This window comes from Cupriavidus oxalaticus (genome assembly GCF_004768545.1).
Classification (GTDB): Bacteria; Pseudomonadota; Gammaproteobacteria; order Burkholderiales; family Burkholderiaceae; genus Cupriavidus; species Cupriavidus oxalaticus_A.
Map to the genome: position 1 here is coordinate 2,039,845 of NZ_CP038634.1, position 23,736 is coordinate 2,063,580.

General features: G+C 66.7%; 22 protein-coding genes. 11 read left to right on the forward strand and 11 right to left on the reverse strand.

Annotation, left to right across the window (positions count from 1 at the left end; genetic code table 11):
* Positions 1–7: 7 nt before the first annotated feature.
* Positions 8–964 carry a Bug family tripartite tricarboxylate transporter substrate binding protein gene (locus E0W60_RS09120; protein ID WP_135703716.1) on the forward strand — a complete coding sequence of 319 codons (957 nt, stop codon included), beginning with the start codon at positions 8–10 and terminating at the stop codon, positions 962–964.
* A gap of 22 nt (positions 965–986) precedes the next feature.
* Here the strand turns inward: E0W60_RS09120 and E0W60_RS09125 are convergent, their stop codons facing one another.
* Entirely contained in the window at positions 987–1,691 is a 705-nt protein-coding gene (locus tag E0W60_RS09125; RefSeq protein ID WP_135703717.1) for a Crp/Fnr family transcriptional regulator, read from the reverse strand.
* A 109-nt stretch (positions 1,692–1,800) separates the two neighbouring features.
* On the opposite strand from E0W60_RS09125, the gene E0W60_RS09130 reads away from it, so the two are divergent.
* Both E0W60_RS09130 and E0W60_RS09135 read left to right on the forward strand, forming a co-directional pair.
* Complete coding sequence (locus E0W60_RS09130) at positions 1,801–2,571, forward strand: class II aldolase/adducin family protein (RefSeq protein WP_133095327.1); 771 nt, start codon at positions 1,801–1,803, stop codon at positions 2,569–2,571.
* A 36-nt stretch (positions 2,572–2,607) separates the two neighbouring features.
* Positions 2,608–3,537, forward strand: a complete 930-nt coding sequence (locus E0W60_RS09135; RefSeq protein WP_135703718.1) for a 2-hydroxyacid dehydrogenase — start codon at positions 2,608–2,610, stop codon at positions 3,535–3,537.
* Between the two features lie 19 nt (positions 3,538–3,556).
* Here E0W60_RS09135 and E0W60_RS09140 read toward each other — a convergent pair whose 3' ends face one another.
* From E0W60_RS09140 to E0W60_RS09155, 4 genes are all read right to left on the reverse strand, one after another.
* Positions 3,557–4,180 (reverse strand): hypothetical protein, encoded by a 624-nt coding sequence (locus E0W60_RS09140; protein ID WP_135703719.1) that lies wholly within the window; start codon positions 4,178–4,180, stop codon positions 3,557–3,559.
* Between the two features lie 202 nt (positions 4,181–4,382).
* Complete coding sequence (locus E0W60_RS09145) at positions 4,383–5,291, reverse strand: DMT family transporter (RefSeq protein WP_135703720.1); 909 nt, start codon at positions 5,289–5,291, stop codon at positions 4,383–4,385.
* Positions 5,292–5,363: 72 nt separating this feature from the next.
* Positions 5,364–6,371 (reverse strand): Bug family tripartite tricarboxylate transporter substrate binding protein, encoded by a 1,008-nt coding sequence (locus tag E0W60_RS09150; protein ID WP_135703721.1) that lies wholly within the window; start codon positions 6,369–6,371, stop codon positions 5,364–5,366.
* Positions 6,372–6,395: 24 nt separating this feature from the next.
* Positions 6,396–7,577 carry a M20 aminoacylase family protein gene (locus E0W60_RS09155; protein ID WP_135703722.1) on the reverse strand — a complete coding sequence of 394 codons (1,182 nt, stop codon included), beginning with the start codon at positions 7,575–7,577 and terminating at the stop codon, positions 6,396–6,398.
* Positions 7,578–7,725: 148 nt separating this feature from the next.
* Between E0W60_RS09155 and E0W60_RS09160 the strand changes: the two genes are divergently transcribed.
* Positions 7,726–8,634 (forward strand): LysR family transcriptional regulator, encoded by a 909-nt coding sequence (locus E0W60_RS09160; protein WP_133095403.1) that lies wholly within the window; start codon positions 7,726–7,728, stop codon positions 8,632–8,634.
* A gap of 88 nt (positions 8,635–8,722) precedes the next feature.
* Here the strand turns inward: E0W60_RS09160 and E0W60_RS09165 are convergent, their stop codons facing one another.
* On the reverse strand, positions 8,723–9,073 hold the full coding sequence (locus tag E0W60_RS09165; protein WP_135703723.1) for a hydroxyquinol 1,2-dioxygenase: 351 nt from the start codon (positions 9,071–9,073) through the stop codon (positions 8,723–8,725).
* Between the two features lie 397 nt (positions 9,074–9,470).
* Between E0W60_RS09165 and E0W60_RS09170 the strand changes: the two genes are divergently transcribed.
* Complete coding sequence (locus E0W60_RS09170) at positions 9,471–10,421, forward strand: GlxA family transcriptional regulator (RefSeq protein ID WP_135703724.1); 951 nt, start codon at positions 9,471–9,473, stop codon at positions 10,419–10,421.
* Positions 10,422–10,900: 479 nt separating this feature from the next.
* On the opposite strand, the gene E0W60_RS09175 is transcribed toward E0W60_RS09170, so the two are convergent.
* Positions 10,901–12,220: an MFS transporter gene (locus E0W60_RS09175; protein WP_133095319.1), complete on the reverse strand. Its 1,320-nt coding sequence runs from the start codon at positions 12,218–12,220 to the stop codon at positions 10,901–10,903.
* A gap of 221 nt (positions 12,221–12,441) precedes the next feature.
* On the opposite strand from E0W60_RS09175, the gene cyoA reads away from it, so the two are divergent.
* From cyoA to cyoD, 4 genes are all read left to right on the forward strand, one after another.
* Positions 12,442–13,413, forward strand: coding sequence for a ubiquinol oxidase subunit II (gene cyoA, locus E0W60_RS09180; RefSeq protein ID WP_240745766.1), 972 nt, complete (start codon positions 12,442–12,444; stop codon positions 13,411–13,413).
* A gap of 82 nt (positions 13,414–13,495) precedes the next feature.
* Positions 13,496–15,499, forward strand: coding sequence for a cytochrome o ubiquinol oxidase subunit I (gene cyoB, locus E0W60_RS09185; protein WP_135703725.1), 2,004 nt, complete (start codon positions 13,496–13,498; stop codon positions 15,497–15,499).
* Complete coding sequence (gene cyoC / locus E0W60_RS09190; RefSeq protein ID WP_133095317.1) at positions 15,492–16,148, forward strand: cytochrome o ubiquinol oxidase subunit III; 657 nt, start codon at positions 15,492–15,494, stop codon at positions 16,146–16,148. The genes cyoB and cyoC overlap by 8 nt, the downstream gene beginning before the upstream one ends.
* Complete coding sequence (cyoD, locus tag E0W60_RS09195) at positions 16,145–16,570, forward strand: cytochrome o ubiquinol oxidase subunit IV (protein WP_133095316.1); 426 nt, start codon at positions 16,145–16,147, stop codon at positions 16,568–16,570. Before cyoC ends, cyoD begins: the two co-directional genes overlap by 4 nt.
* 21 nt (positions 16,571–16,591) lie before the next feature.
* Here cyoD and E0W60_RS09200 read toward each other — a convergent pair whose 3' ends face one another.
* Positions 16,592–17,239: a TetR family transcriptional regulator gene (locus E0W60_RS09200; RefSeq protein ID WP_133095315.1), complete on the reverse strand. Its 648-nt coding sequence runs from the start codon at positions 17,237–17,239 to the stop codon at positions 16,592–16,594.
* Positions 17,240–17,416: 177 nt separating this feature from the next.
* Between E0W60_RS09200 and E0W60_RS09205 the strand changes: the two genes are divergently transcribed.
* Positions 17,417–20,680, forward strand: coding sequence for a bifunctional cytochrome P450/NADPH--P450 reductase (locus tag E0W60_RS09205; RefSeq protein WP_135703726.1), 3,264 nt, complete (start codon positions 17,417–17,419; stop codon positions 20,678–20,680).
* 33 nt (positions 20,681–20,713) lie between these two features.
* Here E0W60_RS09205 and E0W60_RS09210 read toward each other — a convergent pair whose 3' ends face one another.
* On the reverse strand, positions 20,714–20,902 hold the full coding sequence (locus tag E0W60_RS09210; protein WP_133095313.1) for a hypothetical protein: 189 nt from the start codon (positions 20,900–20,902) through the stop codon (positions 20,714–20,716).
* 305 nt (positions 20,903–21,207) lie between these two features.
* Here E0W60_RS09210 and E0W60_RS09215 point away from each other — a divergent pair, with 305 nt between their 5' ends.
* On the forward strand, positions 21,208–21,588 hold the full coding sequence (locus tag E0W60_RS09215; protein WP_133095312.1) for a VOC family protein: 381 nt from the start codon (positions 21,208–21,210) through the stop codon (positions 21,586–21,588).
* A gap of 81 nt (positions 21,589–21,669) precedes the next feature.
* On the opposite strand, the gene E0W60_RS09220 is transcribed toward E0W60_RS09215, so the two are convergent.
* A complete protein-coding gene (locus tag E0W60_RS09220; protein WP_133095311.1) occupies positions 21,670–22,098 on the reverse strand; it encodes a hypothetical protein in 429 nt (142 codons plus the stop codon).
* Positions 22,099–22,291: 193 nt separating this feature from the next.
* Positions 22,292–23,620, reverse strand: coding sequence for an epoxide hydrolase family protein (locus E0W60_RS09225; protein WP_135703727.1), 1,329 nt, complete (start codon positions 23,618–23,620; stop codon positions 22,292–22,294).
* Positions 23,621–23,736 lie beyond the last annotated feature (116 nt).

Here is a 23,736-nt window from a genome sequence, read left to right on the forward strand (position 1 = left end):
ACAACCCATGAAAAAGCTGATCGCATCCCTGCTGCTCGGCACAGCCATGGCCACCGCGCACGCCGCCTGGCCGGAAAAGCCCGTCACGCTGCTGGTGCCGTTCCCCGCGGGCGGCTCCAGCGACAACGTCGCCCGCATCCTGGGCGCCAAGATGCAGTCGCAGTTCGGCGGCAGCTTCGTGGTCGACAACAAGCCGGGCGCGGCCGGCATGATCGGCGCCGCCATGGTCAAGCGTGCGCCGGCCGACGGCTACACGGTGTTCGTGTCGTCGCTGGGCCCGTTCGTGATCGGGCCGCACCTGACCCGGAACGCCGGCTACGATCCTCTCAAGGACTTCGACTACATCAGCGTGGCGGTGCAGGCGCCCAATGTGCTGGCCGTTCCCGCTAACTCGCCGCACAAGAGCCTGCAGGACGTGATTGCCTACGAGAAGGCCCATCCCAGCAAGATGACCTTCGCCTCTGCCGGCAACGGCACCAGCGACCACCTGACCGCCGAGCTGTTCTGGCAGCAGACCGGCACCGCCGGCCTGCACGTGCCGTACAAGGGCGGCGCGCCCGCGCTGAACGATCTGCTGGGCGGGCAGGTTGATGCCACCTTCATGAACATCAACACCGCGATCCCGCATATCAAGGCGGGCAAGCTGCGCGCGCTGGCCATCACCAGCAGCAAGCGCTCGCCGATCCTGCCTGACGTGCCGACCATGGATGAAGCCGGGGTGAAGGGCGTGACGGTCTACTCGTGGCAGGCCGTGGCGGCGCCGAAGGGGCTGGCGCCGGAGATCAAGGCGAAGCTGCATTCGGCCGTGGTGGCGGCGCTCAACGATCCCGCGGTCAAGCCCAAGCTGCTCGACCTGGGCTTCGAGATCGTCGCCAATACGCCGGAGCAGTTCACGGCGTTCCAGGCGTCGGAGTATGCGCGCTGGAAGAAGGTGATCGAGGTGGGCAAGATCACGGCCGACTGAGCTGAGCTATCCCGGGGCGTGCTCAGCGCCGCGCCAGCCGCTTGAGCGCGCCCGGCTCCAGCAATTCGATCTGCCGGTACTGGCGCCGGATCCAGCCGGCGTCTTCCCATGCCTGCAGGTACTTGGCTACCGTCTGGCGCGAGCGGTTGACCATGTCGCCCAGGTCTTCGGCGCTGATCTGCACGACATGGTCGGTGCGGTCGGCCAGTTCCAGCAGCCGCGCCGCCATGCGCGCATCGACCGGCGCCTGCGCCGCGCTCTCGGCGTGGTCGAAGGCCACGCGCAGCCGCGCGCAGATCTGCTGCACGATCAGGTGCATCCCCTCCGGATGCTGCGCCAGGATCCGGTCGAATGCGCGCCGGTCCAGCACCAGCAACTCGGTATTGCCGACCGCGAAGGCGTCATGCGTGCGCGGCTTGCCGTCGAGCAGCGAGATCTCGCCGAACCAGCGTCCGCGCCCGATCACCGAATACACCGACTCGCGCCCGCCGCTGCTGACGCGGCTCATGCGCACGCGCCCCGACACCACCATGCAGAAGTAAGTCGGCGGATCGCCGCGCGCGAACACCATCTCGCCATCGGCAAAGCGCAGCCGGCGTGCGGCGCCGGCCACGGCGTCGAGCACGCGGGGCGGCGCATTGCGCAGCCAGCCGCTGGCCAGCACGCTGCGCGGCAGCGCCCGCACGGGTTCGATGCGCTTCACTTTGCTGGCCACCTGCTTTCTCATTGCCGTTCCGGTTGAGCCGAGATTGTCCAATACTTAACAGACTTTGGCACGGTGCGCCGCGACAATGCCTGCGTCCAGTCACACACCTCACCCCCGGGAGACCATGCAGATGGCGCAGATCCAGCTCGTCGATTCAGTAAGAGACCGCGTTTCCGACGCGGAATGGCAAATGCGCGTCGACCTTGCCGCGGCCTACCGGCTGGTGGCCCACTTCGGCTGGGACGACCTGATCTTCACGCATATCTCGGCGCGCGTGCCCGATGCGCCGGACCAGTTCCTGATCAATCCGTACGGCATGATGTTCGACGAGATCACGGCGTCGAGCCTGGTCAAGGTCGACCACGAGGGCCAGCCCGTGCTGGAGACGCCGTACGACGTCAACCCGGCCGGCTTCATCATCCACAGCGCCGTTCACGAAGCACGCCCCGAGGTCGGCTGCGTGATGCACACGCATACCTCGCACGGCGTCGCCGTCTCGGCGCAGCAGGCGGGCCTGCTGCCGATCTCGCAGCAATCGATGTTCGCGCTGACCGGGCTGGCCTACCACGACTATGAAGGCGTGGCGCTGCGCGAGGACGAGAAGGCGCGGCTGGTGGCCGACCTCGGCCGCTGCAAGCAGATGATCCTGCGCAACCACGGACTGCTGACGTGCGGGCGCACCGTGTCCGATGCCTTCCTGACCATGTACACGCTGGAGTCGGCCTGCCGCATCCAGATCCTGGCGCAGAGCGGCGGCACGCCGCTGACCATGGTGCCCGAAGCCGCCAGCGCCAACATGGGCCAGCAGGCGCGCCAGGCGACCAAGGGCAAGGGCTCTAACCTGGCCTGGCCCGGCTTGCTGCGCCGCCTGGATCGCATCAACCCCGACTATCGCAACTGAGCCGGCAACTGAGCCGCAACTGAGCCACACCTGACCATGGCCATTCTTGTTCACCTGCCGTCGTTCATGGCGGTCCCCATCACGGCCTTGCTGCGCGAGCAAGCGCCGGACATCACCATCTGGAACGGCCGCGAAGCCGCCGTGCCGGAAGAGGTCGAGGCCATCATCGCCTGGGGCCTGAAGCCGGGCGTGCTGCCCGCCTACCCGAAGCTGCGGCTGGTCTGCGCCGCCACCGCCGGCGTCGACAAGCTGCTGGCCGCGCCGGACCTGCCGCAGGACATGCCGGTCACGCGCATCGTCGATCCCGGCCAGCAGACCGGCATCGCCCACTTCGTGCTGGCCATGGCGCTGCGCCATACCCGCGAACTGGGGGTGTATGCCGAGCAGCGGGGCCGCGGCGAATGGAAACGCCATCGCGGGCGCGCGCTGTCGCGCTGCCGCGTGGGCGTGCTTGGGCTGGGCGAGATCGGCAGCGAGGTGGCGCGCATGTTCGCGGCCATCGGCTTCCCGGTGGCGGGCTGGAGCCGCAGCCCCAAGCACCTGCCCGGCGTGGCGGACTTTACCGGCGACGACGGGCTGGACGCCATGCTGGCGCAGACCGATATCCTGGTCTGCACGCTGCCACTGACGCCGCAGACCAACGGCATGCTCGACCGCAAGACGCTGTCGCGGCTGCCGCAGGGCGCTTACTTCATCAACGTGGGGCGCGGCGAGCATGTGGTCGAAGCCGACCTGCTCGCGCTGATCGACGAAGGCCACCTTGCCGGCGCGGCGCTGGATGTGTTCGCCAAGGAGCCGCCGGCGGCCGACGACCCGATCTGGACCCACCCGCGCATCGAGGCGACGCCGCATATCGCCGCCGATCCGTCGTACGAGCTGGTCGCGCAGCAGTGCATCGAAAACCTGCGCCGCGCGCGCGACGGGCGGCCGCTGCTGAACCAGGTCGACCGGCGGGCCGGCTACTGAGCGGAGCGCCCGCGTTGCATTACAGCGGCGCGGGCTGGGGCGCTGCCGGCGCTGCAGGTGCAGCCGCAGCGGCCGCAGCGGCCGGCTTGCTGCCGGCACCGCTGTAGGAGAAGTACTTTGCCTTGGCGTTGCGGGCCCAGTAGGCCACGGTGAAGTGCTTGCCGTCACGGCCGTACAGCAGTTCCAGGCTGCCATTGGCCGCGGCCCACTCCGCATAGCCGTTCTCCGCCGAGGCTTCGGTCTTGCGCAGCGACGCGTAGCGCGCATCGAGCTTGCCCCGCACGTCTTCCAGCGCCGCACGGTCGAAGGTCATCGTGATCAGCGCCACCGTATCCTGCGCGTCGCAGTTCAGCGTCACGCGTGTCAGGCCGGCGAGGTGGAAGCGCTCCAGGCGCTTGAGCTCAACCGTATCGCCGCCGGCCCATTCGGACTTGCCGGTGCGGGCATGGTTTTCCGCCGGGGCGAGCCGTGCGCATTTCGACTTGCCAAGCTCCAAGCCCAGTGGTGCCGCGGTATTGGAGGCGGCAGCGGTGGTGGTGACGGTAGTCGTGGGGGCGGTGGCCGCTGCCTGCGGGGCGGCATGCGCGGCCAATGCTGCAAACGCGGCCATCAGGGCGGCGCAGTGGGGGAAAGCTTTCTTCATCTTCAGGGTGCTGGACGGATTTGCGTGGCGGGATCGATAGGTCACCGCGGATTCTACGGCTTTCCCGAGCGCGCCTGTAGGCCGGCGGCCTGCAATTAATAGCGCTGTGCGCCCGCCGGCTCGGGCCGCGACAGGCGATGGCGGTGACGGGTATCGATGTGAGGCCCTGGGCAAGCCGCCAGGGCAATCTTCACGCAGCCGCCTACCGCCGCTGCGCCAGCCAGATCCCCGCCCCGATCGCCGCCAGCCCCACCCCGTGATACCAGCGCGGCCAGTCGCCCAGCAGCAGCGTGGACAGCAGCGCCGCGAACACCGGTGTCAGCGTGATGAAAAACACCGGCAGTTGCGCGCCAGCCCGGGCAATGGCGCGGTCCCAGGCGAAGTAGGCGAGCAGCGAAGGAATCGTCGCCACGTAGAGCAGGATCGCGGCGACCTTGCCGTTCCAGGGCAGGGGCTGGTCCTGGGCCATCAGTTCCCATGCCGTCACCGGCGCGCTCGCCAGTACGCCGGCGACGATCTGGGCAAACAGCAGGACCGGCAGCGGTACGTCGGGCCGTTGCTTGCGCAGCAGCCAGGTATAGGCGCTCCAGGCAATGGTGGCGGCCAGCATGTAGAGGTCGCCGGGCACGAGGTCGAGCTGGGCCAACCGTGCCGGCTCGCCGCGCACCAGCACGAAGGACACGCCGACCAGGCACAGCAGCGCGCCCGCCACTTGCAGTGGCTTGACCCGCTCGCGGAAGCACAGGGCGCCAATCACGATCAGGAACAGCGGCGTGGACGCACCGATCAGCGTCACGTTGATCGGCGTCGACGTGGTCAGTGCCAGGTACTGCAGCGCGTTATAGCTGCCGATGGACAGCACGCCCATGGCCATGATGACGCCGGCGTGCCGGCGCAGCGCCGCGCGATGCTCCAGCACACCGCGCCAGGCGAATGGCGCAAGCAGCAGGCCGGCCAGCACCCAGCGTACGGAATTCAGCGTGATCGGCGGCACCGTGCCCGCTGCAAGGCGGCCGACGATGGCGTTGCCCGCCCAGCTCAGCGGCGGGAAAGTCAGCAGGAACAGGGTGGTCCAGTCGATGCGTCCGGAGCCGGCGCGGCTTGCTTGCATGGCGAAGGCGGTGTTGGCGAATCGCGCATTATCCGCCAACACCGGCATGGTCCGCAGCGGCGGGACCGCAAATCAGGCGTTGGTCTTGCGCCCCACGCTGCGGATCAGCTGCGTGACCCGCGTCATGTACTGGTCGAACGCCTGGTTCGCCTGCGCCTGGCTGTCGGTGGGCTTGGCGACGGTGCGACCTTCCGCCTCCAGCTTGCCCAGGATATCCGGCTTGACCAGCGCTTCGCCGATCGCCTTGCGCAGCACCGTGACGCGGTCCGCCGGCGTGCCGGCCTTGACGAAATAGCCGCCGCCGATGGTGTATTCGAAGTCGGGGATCTGCTTGCTTTGCGAAATCAGCGGGACGTGCTTCAGCGCCGGCGGCAGCGCCCTGGAGAAGCTGGTCAGGATCCGCAGCCGGCCCTGCTGCTGCATCGCGTCGAAGCTCGACTGGTAGGGCAGGATGGCGAAGTCGACTTCGCCGCCCGCCAGGCCCTGCAGCGCCGGCGCGCCGCCCTTGTACGGCACGTGTAGCAGCGGTGCGCCGAGCCTGGCGGCCAGCGCGTCGCCCATCAGGTGATAGATCGAGTCGATGCCGACGGTCGCATAGGTCAGCGGCTTGGCCTTGCTCTGCTTCGCCAGGTCGAGGAACTTGTCCAGGCTGTCGGCGGCCAGGCCGTTCCTGGCCATCAGCACGATATTGGCATCGCTGATCGGCGCGACCAGCATGAAGTCCTGCGGCTTGTAGCGCGCGGCCGGGTTCAGCAGCGGGGCCAGGAACACTTCATTGATCGAACCGTGGAAGAAGGTGTAGCCATCGGCCGGTGCGGCCAGTACCCTGTTGGCGCCGATCAGGCCGGTGCCGCCGCCGTAGTTCTCGACCACGACCTGCTGTTTGACGCTCTTGCCGATCGATTCGCCGAAGATCCGGGCCGAGGTATCGCTGGCCCCGCCGGCCGGATACGGCACCACCAGCGCCAGCGGTCGGGCGGGAAAGCTTTCAGCGGCAAGCGCGGGTAGTGTGCCCAGTGCCGAGCTGCCGGCGGCACAGCCGGCCAGTTGCAGGAAGCGGCGGCGGTTCAGTGAATGCATGAAGACTCCCGAAAATAGCGATGCTCAAACCAGGTAGCCCTGCGCCAGGTGCGCCCAGAATGCGGCGCCCACGGGCAGGGCCTTGTCATTGAAGTCGTACAGGGGGTTGTGAACCATGCAGCCGCCGTCCTCGCCCAGGCCGTTGCCGAGCCTGATATAGGCGCCGGGCCGCTGTTCCAGCATGTAGGCGAAGTCTTCGCTGCCCATGACCGGCGGGCGCTCGACCACGTTGTCAGCGCCCACCAGCCGGATGGCGGCCTCGCGCGCGTATTCAGTCTGCGCGGCATGGTTGACCAGCACCGGGTACTTGCGTTCGTAGACCACATCGGACTGGAGCTGGTAGCTTTGCGCCTGGGTCGTGACGAATTCGCGGATGCGCGTTTCCACCAGCGTGCGTACCTTGGGATCGAGCGTGCGCACGCCGATCTTGATCGTCGCGCTTTCCGGCACGACGTTGTAGGTGCTGCCGGCCTGGATCGAGCCCACCGTGATGACCGCCGACTTCAGCGCATCGATCTCGCGGCTGACAATCGACTGCAGGCCCAGCACGATGCTGGCCGCGCATTGCATCGGGTCGATGCCGTGGTGCGGCATGGCGCCATGCGCGCCGCGGCCGCGCAGCGTGACCGTGGCGCGGTCGAACGATGCCATCGCCGGGCCGGCGATCACGCCGATCTGGCCGACCGGCATTCCCGGCGAGTTATGCAGCGCGTAGACCTCGTCGCACGGGAAGCGCTCGAACAGGCCATCCTCCAGCATGCGCAGCGCGCCGCCTTCGTTTTCCTCGGCCGGCTGGAAGATCAGGTTCAGCGTGCCGTTGAAATCGACCGACTCGGCCAGGTATTTCGCCGCGCACAGCAGGATCGCCGTATGCCCGTCATGGCCGCACGCGTGCATCTTGCCGGCGATGGTGCTGGCGTAGGCCAGGCCGGTCTGCTCCTGGATCGGCAGTGCGTCCATGTCGGCGCGGATGCCGATGGCCTTGCTGCCGTCGCCCTTGCGCAGGGTGCCGACCACCCCGGTCGTGCCCAGGCCCCGATGCACCGTGTAGCCCCACGCCGCCAGTTGTTCAGCGACCAGGTCGCTGGTGCGTCGCTCCTCGAAGGCGAGTTCGGGATGGGCGTGGATCTGGTGGCGGATCCGGACAAACTCGGGCGCGATGGCCTGGACGGCCTGCCGCAGGCTGGCGGTGGGGGACTGGGTCATGGTTGTCGGCGTACGTGGTCTTTGGCCTATTCTCTCCGCCCTTGGCCGCGGCATCCATGACAATGCTGTGGCAGAAACGTTGTATAAATAGCAACAATCCAAAAACGGCCCGGCATGACCGGGCATGACCACGCAAAGGGGAGCAAAGATGGATGACGTGCTGGACCGCAAGCGGGCGATGTGCCTGCTGCAGATCATTGAAACCGGCACGGTGCGCGGCGCGGCCGAGGTCCTCGAGCTGGACCCCTCGGTGGTAAGCCGCGCCGTGGCCAAGCTGGAGCAGGACACCGGCCTGACGCTGCTGGAGCGGCGCGGGCGCGGCGTGGTCGCCACCGACGCGGGGCGCCTGCTGGCGCTGTTCGCGCGGCGCCAGCAGGATCTGAACGATACCTTCCTGGCCGAGGTCAACAACCTGAAGAACGCCCAGCGCGGCCATGTCGAGCTGGTATTCGGCGAGGGCTTCGTGGACCTCGTGCTGGAGCCGGTGCTGCAAGGCTTCCTGAGCAAGCACCCGGACGTCACCTGCAGCATCCAGGTGGCTGGCACCGACGAAACCGTCCGCCATATTCTGGAAGACCTGGCGCATATCGGCTTCGCCTTCCAACCGCCCGACGACGTGCGGCTGCGCTCGCACTATTCGCGGCTGTCGCCGATCCGCGTGCATGTGCGCAAGGACCATCCGCTCGCGCGGCGCCGGCGCGCGCTGACCCTGGCGGACCTGGCCGCGCACCAGGGCGCGGCGCTGGCGGAATCGTTTGGCGTGCGCAAGCACGTGCAGGCGGCCGAGCTGGACGAGCACATCACGCTGAAGCCGATGCTGGTGACCAACTCATTCAAGGTGCTTTGGGAGTTTGCCGCGATGGGGCTCGGCTACATCCTGACGCCGCGCTCGGTGCCGCTGAAGGGCGCGCAGTTCAGGCAACTGGTGTCGCTGCCGCTGGCCAACCCGATTTTGAACAATAGCCGCATCCATATCATCACGCGGGCGGGCAGGCATCTTTCGCCGGTGGCCGGCAGCATGCTGCGGCACGTGATGAAGGCGTTCCCGCAGATCTGAAGGGGCAGGGCAGGCATCGTTGCATCGGATGCAACGGATAGCCTGCCCTCTTGTCATGCACTGATGTGCGACGGCGCATGCCGCGCCCTCACGCGTGCGCACCGTCCAGGTAGGGATCGATCGAGCGCGCCGGATCGGCGGACGGACCGGTGCGATCCAGGCCAGCAAGGGTGCGTGCGCCGTCGCTGTACGGATCGACGATGCGTGCCCCATCGGCAAACGCGCTGCGAGCGTCTTGCACGCCGCGTGCGCCATCGGTGAACGGGCTGCGAGCGTCCTGCACGCTGCGCGCGCCATCGGCAAACGGGCTGCGTGCATCCTGGACGGCGCGTGCGCCTTCGCTGAACGGGTCGCGTGCGCCCGGTGCGGCTTGTGCGCCGGCGGCGGCAGCGGCCAGGGCGATGGCGAAGATGATGCGTTGGGTGAATTGGGTAGCCATGATCGGTTTCCTTTATGTCAGTGGATCTGCCTGGGTTTGCGTATCTGCGCGGCCGGGGCTTTGTCTTTGCCGCCGGCCACGAGAAGCATTAAAGAAGACCGGTGTATCTGCCCTGTAGCGGGTCAAAGGCGATTCTGTCAGGACTCGTATCGATGCTGGCGGCGGATACAAAGCGGTACAAACACGTGCCCGGGATGCCGTTTGCGGGCGGCATTCAGCCGCGTCCACGCCACGCGAGAGTCCGCCGGAAGTGCGCTGCGCGCGGCTTCGAATGGCTGGCAGTCCTGAATTCAGTCGAGAGCGGCGGACCGCCGCGCGCCATCCCGTGATCCGGGGCACAATGGCGTGGCATCAAAACTGAATGTGCCACCTTTCCTGCCACTCAAGGACGCCGATCATGCATCACGTAGCGCTCGCCCTGTACCCTGGTTTCCAGGCGATGAACCTGGCAGTGACAACGGTGCTGGAGTTCACCAACCGGACCCTCGGCACCCCGCTGTACCAGGTCCATCTGCTCTCGGAGCAGGGCGGACCGGTGATGTGCTCCGGAGGCTTCGCCGTCAGCACCGAGCCATTCGGCAGGCGCCGCTTCGATACCGTGCTGGTGGTCGGCGACAACGACATCACGCCCACGCCGCCGGCGCTGGTCAGGTTCCTGCAGCGTGCGGCGCGTACCTCGCGGCGCATCGGCGCCACCTGCACCGGTGCCTTCAACCTGGCGGAGGCCGGGCTGCTGGATGGCCGCCGTGCCACCACGCACTGGTACTACGCGGAACAGCTGCGGCGGAGCTTTCCCAACGTGGGCGTGGAAGAGGACCGGATCTTCATCATCGACGGCCCGGTGTGGACGTCGGCCGGCATGTCGGCCTGCATCGACCTGGCGCTGGCGCTGGTGGAGAAAGACGCCGGCGGCGCGGTCGCGCGCGACGTGGCGAAAAAGCTGGTTGTGTACCACCGCCGTGCCGGCGGGCAATCGCAATTCTCGGCATTGCTCGACCTCGAGCCGCGCTCCGACCGCATCCGTGCCGCACTGGACTTTGCGCGGCAGAACCTGCAAAGCGAACTCTCAGTGGAGCAACTGGCGGAGGCGGCGCACCTGAGCCCGCGGCAGTTCGCGCGCGCTTTCCGGGACGAGACCGGCCAGACGCCGGCGAAGGCGGTCGAGCACCTGCGCGTCGAGGCAGCAAGGCTGATGATGGAGAGCGGGCGCCATGCCATCGATGTGGTGGCGCGGGATACCGGATTCAACGACCGCGAGCGCATGCGGCGGGCCTTCCTGCGGGCCTATGGCCAGCCGCCGCAGGCGATCCGGCGCCTGGCGCGCGGCGTCGAGCCGCAGGCTGCGTAGCGCTCGGGCCAGTCGGGCCGGGCGCGTTGACAACTGCGGCCACGGGTGGCTCATGAGCCCGCGCCGCATCCGTCACGCCGGTTGAAACGATTTTGTAATAACCGCCTCACGCCATTGCACTGGCCCCTGGCGCGCTGGCGGCGCATCCCCCACGCCGGCGCAGCATACTGCCCGCGCAACGTGAAATAGTGCTTGCGCAGCTACGGCACGCTTGTTGCTGGACAAGGGCAGGTGAGCCATCCGGCCCGTCACCTCGTCCACGTCCCTACGGACATCACCAAGGAGCCGCCATGAATATCGTCTGGCTAGTTGGCGCGGTTGTCATCATCCTCGCGGTGCTCAGCTTCTTCGGCCTGCGCTGATCCAGAGCTGACAATCGCATGGCGCTGCCGCGGTTAGTTTCACCGCGTGCGCAGCGCCAACGTCTTCATTTCTTTTTCTTCCTTTTGTCCAGATGGGCGCGTACCGGGCGCGTTCCCTTACAGCTCCGGCGTCCCCAGCGCCCGGCTGATGCGCAGTGCCGCAAGCGTGCTGATCACGCCAGACAGCAGGTACAGGCTGACCGCCACCAGCCCGAACAGCGACGACAGCCCCAGCGCCACCAGCGGCGCAAACGCCGCGCCGAACAACCAGCCGAAATCCGTGGTCAGAGCGGCCCCCGTGTAGCGGAAGCGGGGTTCGAAGTTGGAAGTCACCACGCCCGCCGCCTGCCCGTACGACAGCCCCAGCAGGCCGAATCCGACCAGGATGAAAATATTCTGGCCAGTGGCGCCGCCACCCAGCAGCCACGGCGTGACCAGGCTGAAAACACCGATCAGCACCGCCATCGTCGCCAGCGTCGTGCGGCGGCCGATGCGGTCCGCCAGCCAGCCCGAGATCAGCGTGCCGATAAACGCGATAAAGCCGCCCGCGATCTGCACCGCCAGCACCGCGGAAATCGTCTGCTCCTGGTGCAGCACCGCCCACGACAGCGGGAACACCGTGACCAGGTGGAACAGCGCATAGCTGGCCAGCGCCGCGAACGCGCCCAGGAAGATGTTGAAGCCCTGGGCATTGACCATCTGCAGCGTGCTGATCGGCTCCAGTTCGTCTTCTTCCAGCAAACGCGTGTATTCGTGCGTGACCACCAGCCGCAGCCGCGCGAACAGCGCCACCACATTGATGGCGAAGGCCACGTAGAACGGATAGCGCCAGCCCCATTCGATAAACTCCTGCGGGGTCAGGCTGGTATGCAGGAACAGGAACAGCGCGCCGGCGATGATAAAGCCGGAGGGCGCGCCAAGCTGGCCCACCATTGCATACCAGCCGCGCTTGTCTTCCGGCGCGTTCAGCGCCAGCAGCGACGGCAGGCCGTCCCATGAACCGCCGAAGGCGATGCCCTGCAGGAAGCGGAACAGTGCCAGCAGGTAGATCGACGCGGCCCCGATCGATGCGTACGACGGCAGGAACGCAATGCCCACCGTGGCGGTGCCAAGCAGGAACAGCGATGCGGTCAGCTTGATGCCGCGCCCCCAGCGCCGCTGGATGCGCATGAACAGGGCCGTGCCGAACGGCCGCCCGATGAACGCGAAGGAAAAGATCGTGAAGCTGTACAGCAGCCCGGCCAGCTCGCTCGCGAACGGAAAGTAGACCGCCGGGAAGACAAGCACGGAAGCAATGCCGTAGACGAAGAAATCGAAGTACTCCGACGCCCGCCCGATCACCACGCCAGTGGCGATTTCGGCAGGTGCCACATCATGGTGGCCGGGGGCCGGAGGTGCAGTCGGCGACGCTCGGTGCTGGTGGGTCAGGCTGGCCATCGTCAGTCTCCTCTCGACAGGAGTGCTTCGATACTGCACTTAAACTCGCACAGTCACAAGAATAGCGCCTAAACTGCCATAGAAAATCGAAAGGTGGATTCATCGGTGCATGCCGATATTCCTCAGACGCCACTTCTGTGACTATGGGCCACTTCGACACTGCAGTCCCGCATTCCCGTGTACCGAGAAGACCACTGCAAGGATGTGGCGCGGTAGTCATCATGGCGTGCTTGTCCGGCTGTGATGCAGTGCTGCTTTCGCCATCCGGCGACATGGCCGTGCGGCAGCGCGACCTGATCATCATCGCCACCTGCCTGATGCTGCTGATCATCGTGCCGGTGATCATCCTCACGCTGGCATTCGCGTGGCGCTACCGTGAAAGCGCGACCGACGCGCCCTACAACCCGGACTGGGACCATTCCACGGTATTGGAACTGGCGATCTGGGCCGCGCCGCTGCTGATCATCATCGCGCTCGGCGCGGTGACCTGGGTCAGCACCCACCAGCTCGATCCCTACCGACCGCTCACGCGCATCGACGCCAACCGGCCCGTGACCGCAGACGTCAAGCCGCTGCCGGTGCAGGTGGTGGCGATGGACTGGAAATGGCTGTTCCTGTATCCGGAGCAGGGCATCGCCACGGTCAACGAGGTCGCGGCACCGGTGGACCGGCCCATTGCCTTCCACATCACCGCCACCTCGGTGATGAATGCATTCTTCGTGCCGTCGCTGGCCGGCATGGTCTACGCCATGCCCGGCATGGAAACCAAGCTGCACGCCGTGATCAACAAGCCCGGCGAATACGAGGGCATGTCGGCCAACTACAGCGGCGAGGGTTTCACCAACATGCGCTTCAAGTTCCACGGGCTGTCGAACGAAGATTTCGACCGCTGGATCCAGCAGGTCAAGTCCTCGGGCCAGGGCTTGTCGACAGATGCCTACCTGCAGCTCGCGCAGCCCAGCGAGCGCGTGCCAGTGCAGCGCTACGCCAGCGTGGCGCCCGGCCTCTATGACCTGATCCTGAACCGCTGCGTGAGCGGCGGCCGGTGCTTGGCCGACACCATGGCACTCGACCGCAGCCGCGGCAAGTTCGACCCGTCACGCGAGATCTGCACCGCGAGCAACACCCAGGCGGTTGCGCCTGCGTTCGCGGACGGCACTGCACGCAACGAGGGCCGGCTGCTGCTGCAGTAAGGCGCGGATCCCCTTTTCTCCCAGCGGTACTGGCCAGCTACCATCGGCCACGGTTGGTTACTTCAGGCCCCAGGTGACAAACATGCCCGAGCGCTCGGAACTCGCCAATTTGATCTTCGGACGGCTGACGTGGGAAGCCATTCCGCTGCATGAGCCCATCCTGATCGGCACCTTTGCTGTGGTGGTGCTGGGCGGGCTGGTGCTGGTCGGCGCGGTGACCAAGTACGGCCTGTGGGGCTATCTCTGGCGCGAGTGGTTCACCAGCATCGACCACAAGAAGATCGGGATCATGTACGTGATCCTGGGCATCATCATGCTGCTGCGGGGGTTTGCCGACGCGGTCATGATGCGCATCCAGCAGGCCATCGCCTTCGGCGACAACGCGGGCTACCTGCCGCCGCACCACTACGACCAGATCTTTACCGCGCACGGCGTGATCATGATCTTCTTCGTGGCCATGCCGCTGGTCACGGGGCTGATGAATTTTGTCATGCCGCTGCAGATCGGCGCGCGCGACGTCGCGTTTCCGTTCCTCAACAACTTCAGCTTCTGGATGACCACGGGCGGCGCCATCCTGGTGATGATGTCGCTGTTCCTCGGCGAGTTCGCGCGCACCGGCTGGCTGGCGTATCCGCCGCTGTCCGGCATCATCCACAGTCCGGATGTCGGCGTCGACTACTACATATGGTCGTTGCAGGTGGCCGGGGTCGGGACATTGCTATCCGGCATCAACCTGCTGGTGACTATCGTCAAGATGCGCGCGCCAGGCATGACGCTGATGCGCATGCCGATCTTCACCTGGACCGCGCTGTGCACCAACGTGCTGATCATCGCCGCTTTCCCGGTGCTGACCGCCGCGCTGGCGCTGCTGTCGCTCGACCGCTACGTCGGCACCAACTTCTTCACCGCCGACCAGGGCGGCAGCGCGATGCTGTACGTCAACCTGATCTGGATCTGGGGCCACCCCGAGGTCTACATCCTGGTGCTGCCGGTGTTCGGCATCTTCTCCGAAGTGGTCGCCACGTTCTGCCGCAAGCGCCTGTTCGGCTATGCGTCGATGGTCTACGCCACGGTGGTGATCACGGTGCTGTCCTACCTGGTGTGGCTGCACCACTTCTTTACCATGGGGTCGGGCGCGAGCGTCAATTCGTTCTTCGGGATCACGACGATGATCATCTCGATCCCGACCGGCGCCAAGATCTTCAACTGGCTGTTCACGATGTACCACGGCAAGATCCGCTTCGAGGCGCCGATGCTGTGGACCATCGGCTTCATGGTCACCTTTGTCATTGGCGGCATGACCGGGGTCTTGCTGGCGGTGCCGCCGGCGGACTTCTCGCTGCACAACAGCCTGTTCCTGATCGCCCACTTTCACAACGTGATCATCGGCGGCGTGGTGTTCGGGCTGATGGCCGGCATCCACTACTGGTTCCCCAAGGCATTCGGCTATCGCCTGGTCTCGTCCTGGGGCAAGGCCTCGTTCTGGTTCTGGCTGACCGGCTTCTACTTTGCCTTCATGCCGCTGTACTGGCTGGGGCTGCTTGGCGTGACGCGCCGGATGAACCGTTTCGACGATCCGTCGCTGCAGATCTGGTTCCAGGTCGCCGCCTTCGGCGCCGCGCTGGTTGCCATCGGCATCGCCTGCTTCATCATCCAGCTGGTGGTCAGCTTCCTGCGCCGCGAGGAGCTGCGCGACCTGACCGGCGACCCGTGGAACGGCCGCACGCTGGAGTGGTCCACCTCGTCGCCGCCGCCGCAATACAACTTTGCCTTCACGCCGGTGGTGCACGATACCGATGCCTGGTGGCACATGAAGCAGAACGGCTACCAGCGGCCGCTGCAGGGCTTCAATCCCATCCACATGCCGAAGAACACCGCGGCCGGCATCGTGCTGGCGGGGCTGTCCACGCTGTGCGGCTTCGCGCTGATCTGGCACATCTGGTGGCTGGTGGTGGCGTCGTTCGCGGCGATCATCATCGGCGCGATCATCCATACCTTCAACTACAAGCGCGACTACTACATTCCGGCCGAGCAGGTGGTCGGGACCGAATCGGCGCGCACACAACTGATGGCTGGCCATGGCTGAGACCACCTATCCCCAGTACGTGAGCGGCACCTCCGCGGCTGATGACATGCCGCCGGGGGGCTTCACCTTCCACCTGACCGAAGAGCACCACCCGCAGAACGGCACGCTGCTCGGGTTCTGGCTCTACCTGATGAGCGACTGCCTGGTCTTTGCGTGCCTGTTCGCGGGGTATGGCGTGCTGGGCCGCGAATACGCGGGCGGGCCGACCGGGGCCGAGCTGTTCGAGCTGCCGCTGGTGGCGCTGAACACCACCTTCCTGCTGTTGTCGTCGATCACCTATGGCTTTGCCATGCTGCAGGTGCAGCAGAACCGGATCGCCGGCACGCAGATCTGGCTGGCGATCACCGGCGTCTTCGGCGCGGCCTTCCTGGCGGTCGAGCTGTATGAGTTCGCGCACCTGATCCACCAGGGCGCCGGCCCGCAGCGCAGTGCGTTCCTGACCTCGTTCTTCGCGCTGGTCGGCACGCACGGGCTGCACGTGACCTTCGGCATCATCTGGCTGGTCGTGCTGATGACGCAGGTGGCGCGGCACGGGCTGATCACCGCCAACAAGCGCAGGCTGATGTGCCTGTCGATGTTCTGGCACTTCCTGGACGTCGTGTGGATCGGCGTCTTTACCTTCGTCTACCTGATGGGGGCCCTGCCATGAGCGCGCATGACGAGACGCTGGACGGCCACGGGCATGGCCACGAGCACGAGGAAGACGTGGGGCCGCACGCCACGCTGGGCGGCTACCTGACCGGCTTCGTGCTGTCGGTTTTCCTGACCGCGATACCGTTCTGGCTGGTGATGGGCGGGGTGTTCGAAAAATCCCGCACCACGGCCATCGTCATCCTGTTGATCGGTGCGGTGCAGATCGTGGTCCACATGATCTACTTCCTGCACATGAACGCCAAATCGGAAGGCGGATGGAACATGCTGTCGCTGATGTTCACGCTGACGCTGGTGGTGATCACGCTGACCGGGTCACTGTGGGTGATGTTCCACCTGAACAGCAACATGATGCCAAAGATGCATCACGAGCGCACCGTGGAGCCCGGTGCGACCATCGTGCCGCCCAAGACCCCGTAGCCCCGTAGTCCCGCTTGCAAACTAATGGGCCGCTGCCTTCTGTGCGCGGCCTTGCGTACGCGGCTTCGCCGCGTGGGCTCCCGCTGCCCCGACCAGCAGCCAGCAGCACAGCTGCACCGAACGCTCCATCAGCCGGCGGCGCCCGGCGCTGTCGGCTTCGATGTAGTCGACGCACTGGTGGAACAGGTGGGGCACGACATAGGCGCAGAATTCATCGACGAGCGGTCGCGAGAGCTGCGGACAGAGTTCGAGCCGCTCGATGTCGTCGGCCATCTCGGCGGCGATGTCGTGCAGCACCGCGCGGATTGCCGCACGTAGCGCCGGCTGCGGGCCGGTGATGCCGCAGACGCCAACCACGAACGCATCGGGGTGACGCCGGGCATACAGGAACAGCGCCTCGCACGCGCGGCTGGCCACCTCGTTGGGGTTGTCGCGCGCAGCGGCCCAGCGCACCGAGCGCAGCATCGGGCGCAACTCGGCGCTGGCCTCGGCCACTGCAGTCAGCGCCAGGTCTTCCATGTCGTGGAAATGCCGGTAGAAGGTATTGGGGTTGAGGTCGGCTTCGCGCGCGATTTCGCGCAGCTTCAGGGCCGCGAAGCTGCGCTTGGCGGCGGCCAGCTTCAGCGCGGCGTCGATCAGGCGGCGTTTGCCGTCGGCAATGGCTTCCATGCGGATTAGTAGTGATGCTCGGTTTTTGGTCGACACGCTGCGTTGACACGGTGTCTACGCTTGTCTACCCTTCGCCGGGTGTAGACAGTTGTCTACGTTAGACGAAGTGGCGGCAGATGGCAATCGCCCCGCCGGCCCCCGGACCTCACTACAAATAGCGCAGATCGCCCCCGAGTCATGCCGCAGCCTACCGTGTCACCGGGCACCGAAGCCCTTGCCCAGCCAGCGCATCCCGCCGCCCCGACCGCGCCCGAGCCGATCCCGCGCGATCCCGGCTGGCCCCTGGTCGGCAACCTGCTGCAGATCAAGCCGGGCACGGTGGGGCAGCACCTGCTGGCGCGCAGCCGCCACCATGACGGCATCTTCGAACTGGACTTCGCCGGACGGTGCGTGCCGTTCGTGACGTCGGTCGCGCTGGCGGCCGAGGTGTGCGATGCGGCGCGTTTCCGCAAATACATCGGCCCGCCGCTGTCCTACCTGCGCGGCATGGCCGGCGACGGCCTGTTCACCGCGCACACCGACGAGGCCAACTGGGGCAAGGCGCACCGCATCCTGATGCCGGCGTTCAGCCAGCGCGCGATGAAGGGGTATTTCGAGGTGATGCTGCGCGTGGCCAACCGGCTGGTCGACAAATGGGACCGGCAGGGCCCCGACGCTGATATCGCCGTGGCCGACGACATGACGCGGCTGACGCTCGACACCATCGCGCTGTCCGGCTTCGGCTATGACTTCGACTCGTTCGCCAGTGCGCAGCTGCACCCGTTTATCGAGGCCATGGTCGGCGCGCTGGGAGAGGCGATGTCCAGGCTCACGCGCCTTGGCCTGCAGGACCGCTTCATGCACGCGGCGCACCGCAAGTTCGACGAAGACACGCGCTTCATGCGCGAACTGGTCGACGACGTGATCAGGCGCCGCCGCGCCGCCGACGAAGGCGGGCGGCAGGGCACCGCCATGGACCTGCTCGGGCTGATGCTCGAAGCACGCGATCCCGACACCGACCAGCGCCTGGACGACGAGAACATCCGCAACCAGGTCATCACCTTCCTGATCGCCGGCCATGAGACCACCAGCGGGCTGCTGACTTTCGCGCTGTACGAGCTGCTGCGCAATCCCGGCGTGATGGCGCAGGCGTATGCCGAGGTGGATGCGGTATTGCCCGGCGACGCTGCGCCGGTGTATGCCGACCTGGCGCGGTTGCCGGTGCTCGACCGCGTGCTCAAGGAAACGCTGCGCCTGTGGCCCACCGCGCCCGCCTTCGCCGTCGCGCCGTACGCGGACACGCTGCTCGGCGGCCGCTACCTGATCCGCAAGGACCGCCGCGTGTCCGTCGTGCTGACCGCGCTGCACCGCGACCCCAGGGTCTGGGCCGATCCCGAACGCTTCGACATCGACCGCTTCCTGCCCGATAACGAAGCCAGGCTGCCGCGCCACGCCTACATGCCGTTCGGCAATGGCGAGCGCGCCTGCATCGGCCGCCAGTTCGCGCTGACCGAGGCCAAGCTGGCGCTGGCGCTGATGCTGCGCAATTTCCAGTTCACCGATGCGCACGACTACCAGTTCCGCATCAAGGAAACGCTGACGATCAAGCCTGACGGCTTCACCGTGCGCGCGCGACGGCGCCGGCCGCACGAGCGCATCGTCGGGATGCCGGTCGCCGGGGCAGAGCAGGCGCCGCCGGCTGGCGCGGAAGTGCGGGGCGCGGGACGGGCGCTTGCGGTGCTGTGCGGATCCAGCCTGGGCACCGCGCGCGAACTGGCCGAGCAGGTCCACGCCGGCGCGCTTGCAGCGGGCTTCGACGCCACCTTGCGCGACCTCGACGAGATTGCCGATGCGTTGCCGGCCAGCGGCCTGGCCGTCATCGTTGCCGCCACCTACAACGGCCGTGCGCCGGACTCGGCGCGCCGCTTCGAGGACCTGCTCAACAGCGGCGCAGCCAGAGACTACCGCGCACCGGACCTGCGCGTTGCGGTGCTGGGCTGCGGCAATTCGCAATGGCCTACGTACCAGGCCTTCCCGCGCCGGGTATTCGAATTCTTCGCCAGCGCCGGCGCCACGCCACTGCTGCCGCGTGGCGAGGCCGATGGCAACGGCGACTTCGATCAGGCCGCGGAACGCTGGCTGGCGTTGCTGTGGCAGGCGCTGCAGGGCGGCGACGCCGCCAGCGCCTTGCCGCAAGTGCCAGCAGTGCAGGTACAGCTGCGCGGCGTGGCTGAGATCCGCGCGACGACGCTGCCGCCCAATGCGCAGGGCTTCACTGTGCTATCGAACACCGAACTGGTGAACGATCCCGACGGCCTGTGGGACTTCGCGCGCGAGGCGCCGCGGACATCCACGCGCGACATCCGGCTGCGCTTGCCGGAAGGCGTGCGCTACCACACCGGCGACCACCTGGCCGTCTATCCGCAGAACCAGCCTGAAACTGTCACGGCGATTTGCGAGCGGATCGATGTCGACCCGGACGCCATCGTCACCTTGTCCGCCGCGCCAGGGGCGGCGCGCGGGCTGCCGGTTGGCGAGGCGCTCTCCGCGCGGCAGCTGCTGACGCATTTCGTGGAGCTGCAGGACGTGGTGTCGCGCCAGACGCTGCGCAGCCTCGCACAGGCAACGCCTTGCCCGTTCACGCGGCAGTCGCTGCAGCAGCTTGCCTCGGACGATGAAGCGGCTGGCTATGCCGCACAGTTGGTGCAGCGCAGGCTGGGCCTGGGCGACATCCTCGACCGGTTCCCTGCGATCGGACTGGACTTGGCCGGCCTGCTCGCCTGCACGGTGCCGATGCGGCCACGGTTCTACTCCATCGCGTCGTCGCCGCTGGTCTCGCCGGATGTGGCCACCATCACCGTCGGCACGGTCTGCGCGCCGGCGCTGTCTGGCCGTGGCCTGTTCCGTGGCGTCGCGTCCACCTGGTTGCAGGGCCTGGCGCCGGGCGCGGTGGTAGCGGGCGTGATCCGCACGCCCCATCCGCCGTTCGCACCCGAAGCGCCGGACGTACCGATGATCCTGGTCGGGCCCGGGACGGGCATCGCGCCGTTCCGTGGCTTCCTGGAGGAACGCGCGGCGCAGCAGGCCGCGGGGGAGGCGGTGAGGCCGGTGCAGCTGTACTACGGCTGCCGGCACCCTGCGCACGACTGGCTGTACCGTGACGACGTCGCGCGCTGGCAAGAGCAGGGCGTGGCCGAAGTCCATGCGGCGTATTCGGTCGTCGATGGCGCACCGTGCTTCGTGCAGGATTTGCTCTGGCAGCGGCAGGCGGACGTCTGGGCGCAGCTGAACGCAGGCGCTGTGTTCTATGTTTGCGGCGACGGCCGGCACATGGCGCCGGCGGTCAGGCAAACGCTGATCCGGATCGCCGCGGAGCAGGGCGGGATGACGGAAGCGGCGGCTTCGGACTGGCTCGCGGCGCTGGTTGCGGCGGGGCGTTATCGGCAGGACGTGTTCAACTGACCAGCGTACGTACCCGCCCCCGGGCGAAAGCCGTCAGATCACAGGGACATGCAACTGGCCATCGGTGCCAAGCACACGGCCATCCGGCGTCGCCGGCAGATGGGTGAGCTCGAACGCCAGGATCTGCGGCGGCGTGCGATAGATGCCGCCGTGAATCGAAGACATGGCGCTGGTGTCGAGGGTGCGGTAACCGGCAAGGTCGCGGATGATCAGGGTACTCATGGCAGTTCTCCCAAGGATTGGCGAGCGGGGCGCTCTGACCGGGAATCGCAATCATCGTGCCTGTCGGGGGTTGGCGCAGCTTTCAACATGCCAGCGGCTCGGGGGTGATGCTGACGGCGCGCGCATCCCATGCGGTGTTGGGTGGCGCCGTACACTGGTGCGATCAGGGATGGGCGGAGTGCCAACACCGGCGTGTTCGCTCCCCGTCTCCGGCACGGCCAGCAAGCGGGCGCCCTGGCCGGCACTGAGTCCCTGGATGGAAGGGTTAGAATCCTCGCGCAAGCCCACAGACCGCAGGAGAACTCATGTTTGACCACGTCAAGTTCGGCGTCAGCGACTATGCAGCGAGCAAGGCGTTCTTCCTCAAGGCACTAGAACCGCTCGGTGTTGCTGTGGTCTCGGAGGGGGTGCCGACGTATGGTGTCGAGCTTAGCTCGAAGCGCAAGGCCTCATTGTGCCTGTTCCAGACCGAGGAGAAGCCCGCGCATCTTCACCTGGCATTCACGGCCGAGAATCGCCAGCAGGTCGATGCTTTCTATCGCGCGGCGCTGGAGGCGGGCGGCAAGGACAATGGAGCGCCTGGTCTGCGCCCGCACTACCACGCGAACTACTATGCAGCGTTTGTCATTGGCCCGGACGGGCACAACATCGAAGTGGTTTGCCAGGAGCCCGGAGCGCTGACGTAGCTTATCCCGCAGAGCCCGCGGGATGAGCAGGACTGCGATGGGTGAGAAGCCCGCTTCCGCTCTGTCGAAACTTCTGCCCGATCACCCGCGCATCCGCAACAGGTCGCCGTAGGAGACCAGCTTGCGTTTCTCATTGGAAAGCGTCTTTCGCTTGTTCGTCGGGCGGGCTGGCTGGCCGCGCTCGAACTTGGCGGCGGCACGCGCGTCCTCGCGCGCGAACGCCTGCGCGGTCCTGGTTTCCGCCTTCAGGCGTTCGGCTTCCAGCCGCGCGGCTGCGCGCTCTTCGCGGGCAATATCCTGCACGGCCGACATGATTTCGGCTCTCAGCAGTTCGCGCCTCTTCCTTGCGGCGGCGCGGGCAGCCTGCAATTGCTCTTTCCTCTGGCGCAGCCAGTCCCTCCGGTTGACCGGCGCGGGCCTGGCCTCTGGCGGCACGCTCAGGCGCAAGGCCCTGCTGGTTGAAACCTTCTCGGCCAGCGTGCGCTGCGTTTCCCGCTTCGCATCACTCACGCTGCATCACTCTCCCGGCACCAAACAAATGCGCCCCATACATCACCAGTCGAAGTCCGTGAAATCATGCTGCCAACCTTACCATAGGACTCCATCCCGGGCCTGATGGCTGCCAGAAGCCAGTCCGTGCCGGGACAGTCACAGGCTGCATAAATGCAGTACAGGACCAGGTCACGACACGGCCTATCCCGATCTATTGGGCTGTCTGGCGCAACGGCCGGAATGCCGACCTGACCTCCGCACTGAACAACTCCGGCTCTTCCCAGGCCGCAAAGTGACCGCCCCTGGCGACCTGGTTGTAATAGACCAGGTTGGGATACGCCCGCGCCAGCCAGGCCTTCGGTGGCCGGTAGACCTCGCCGGGAAAGACTGTCACTGCCGCCGGAACGGTAACGGGGCCGGTCCTTGCCGGTGTGTTGCTCGTTTCCCAGTAGATCCGGGCGCTGGATTCGCCGGTGTTCGTCAGCCAGTAGAGCGAGATATTATCGAGGATCGCGTCACGGCCCAGCGCCCGTTCGGGATCGCCGCGCGTGTAGACCCAGTCGGCCAGCTTGTCATAGATCCAGGCCGCCAGCCCCACCGGCGAATCGGCCAGGCCAATGCCGATGGTCTGCGGACGCGTCTGCATCAGGGCGGCGTAGCCGAATCCCTTGTTCAGGAAATCCCTGGCCTCGTCGAACACCTGCTTTTCCCCGGCGCTCAGGTTAGAGGGTGCGGGCTCGCCGGTCTTCAGCGCCATGGCGAGCGCGGGCGGCAGCGTCGTGCCGCGTTCGATTCGGTTGACGTGGATGCCGAGCAGCCCTTCGGGCGCGGCGCGGCCAAGTGCGTCGGAGATGATCGCGCCCCAGTCGCCGCCTTGCGACAAGTAACGCGCATAGCCAAGCCGCTTCATCAGCACGTCCCACGCGCGGGCGATGCGTTCCGCATTCCAGCCGGTGTCCTTGGGCTTCTGTGAAAAGCCGAAGCCCGGCAGCGATGGGATCACGAGATGGAACGCATCGGCCGCGCTGCCGCCGTAAGCGGTCGGATCCGTCAACGGGCGGATGCTGTCGAGCAGTTCGAACACGGAGCCGGGCCAGCCGTGCGTCATGACCAGAGGCAGCGCGTTCTCATGGCGCGAGCGAACATGGATGAAGTGGATGTCCACACCGTCTATGTTCGTCACGAACTGGGGCCAGGCATTCAGCCTTGCCTCGGCCTTGCGCCAGTCATGCCCCGTGGCCCAGTAGCGCACGAGCGGCCGCAGCTTGTCGACTTGCACGCCCTGGGACCGGTCCGCGACGGTTTCCGGATCGGACCACCGCGTCGCCATCAGGCGGCGGCGCAGATCGTCCAGCGCCGGCTGCGGAATGCGTGCGCGGAACGGGCGGATCGCATCCGACGCCACGGCGCGCGCTGGCGCGGGCTGCGCGGCGAAAGCCAGGCGTGACGAAAACAGCGAGAGCGCCGCACTTGCCACGCCGCCCAGCAATAGGGACCGGCGCGACAGGTCGGTGGCGTTATTCGACGATTTGGCGTTCATGGAATGCTCTTTCATTGCGCGTTCGTCGGGCGGGACGGCTTGGCGGGTACCAGCAGCGCTCGATATCGGTATGGGGCTGCGTGTTCAGCATGGGCAGGCTGCCGCCGGCAATTGGC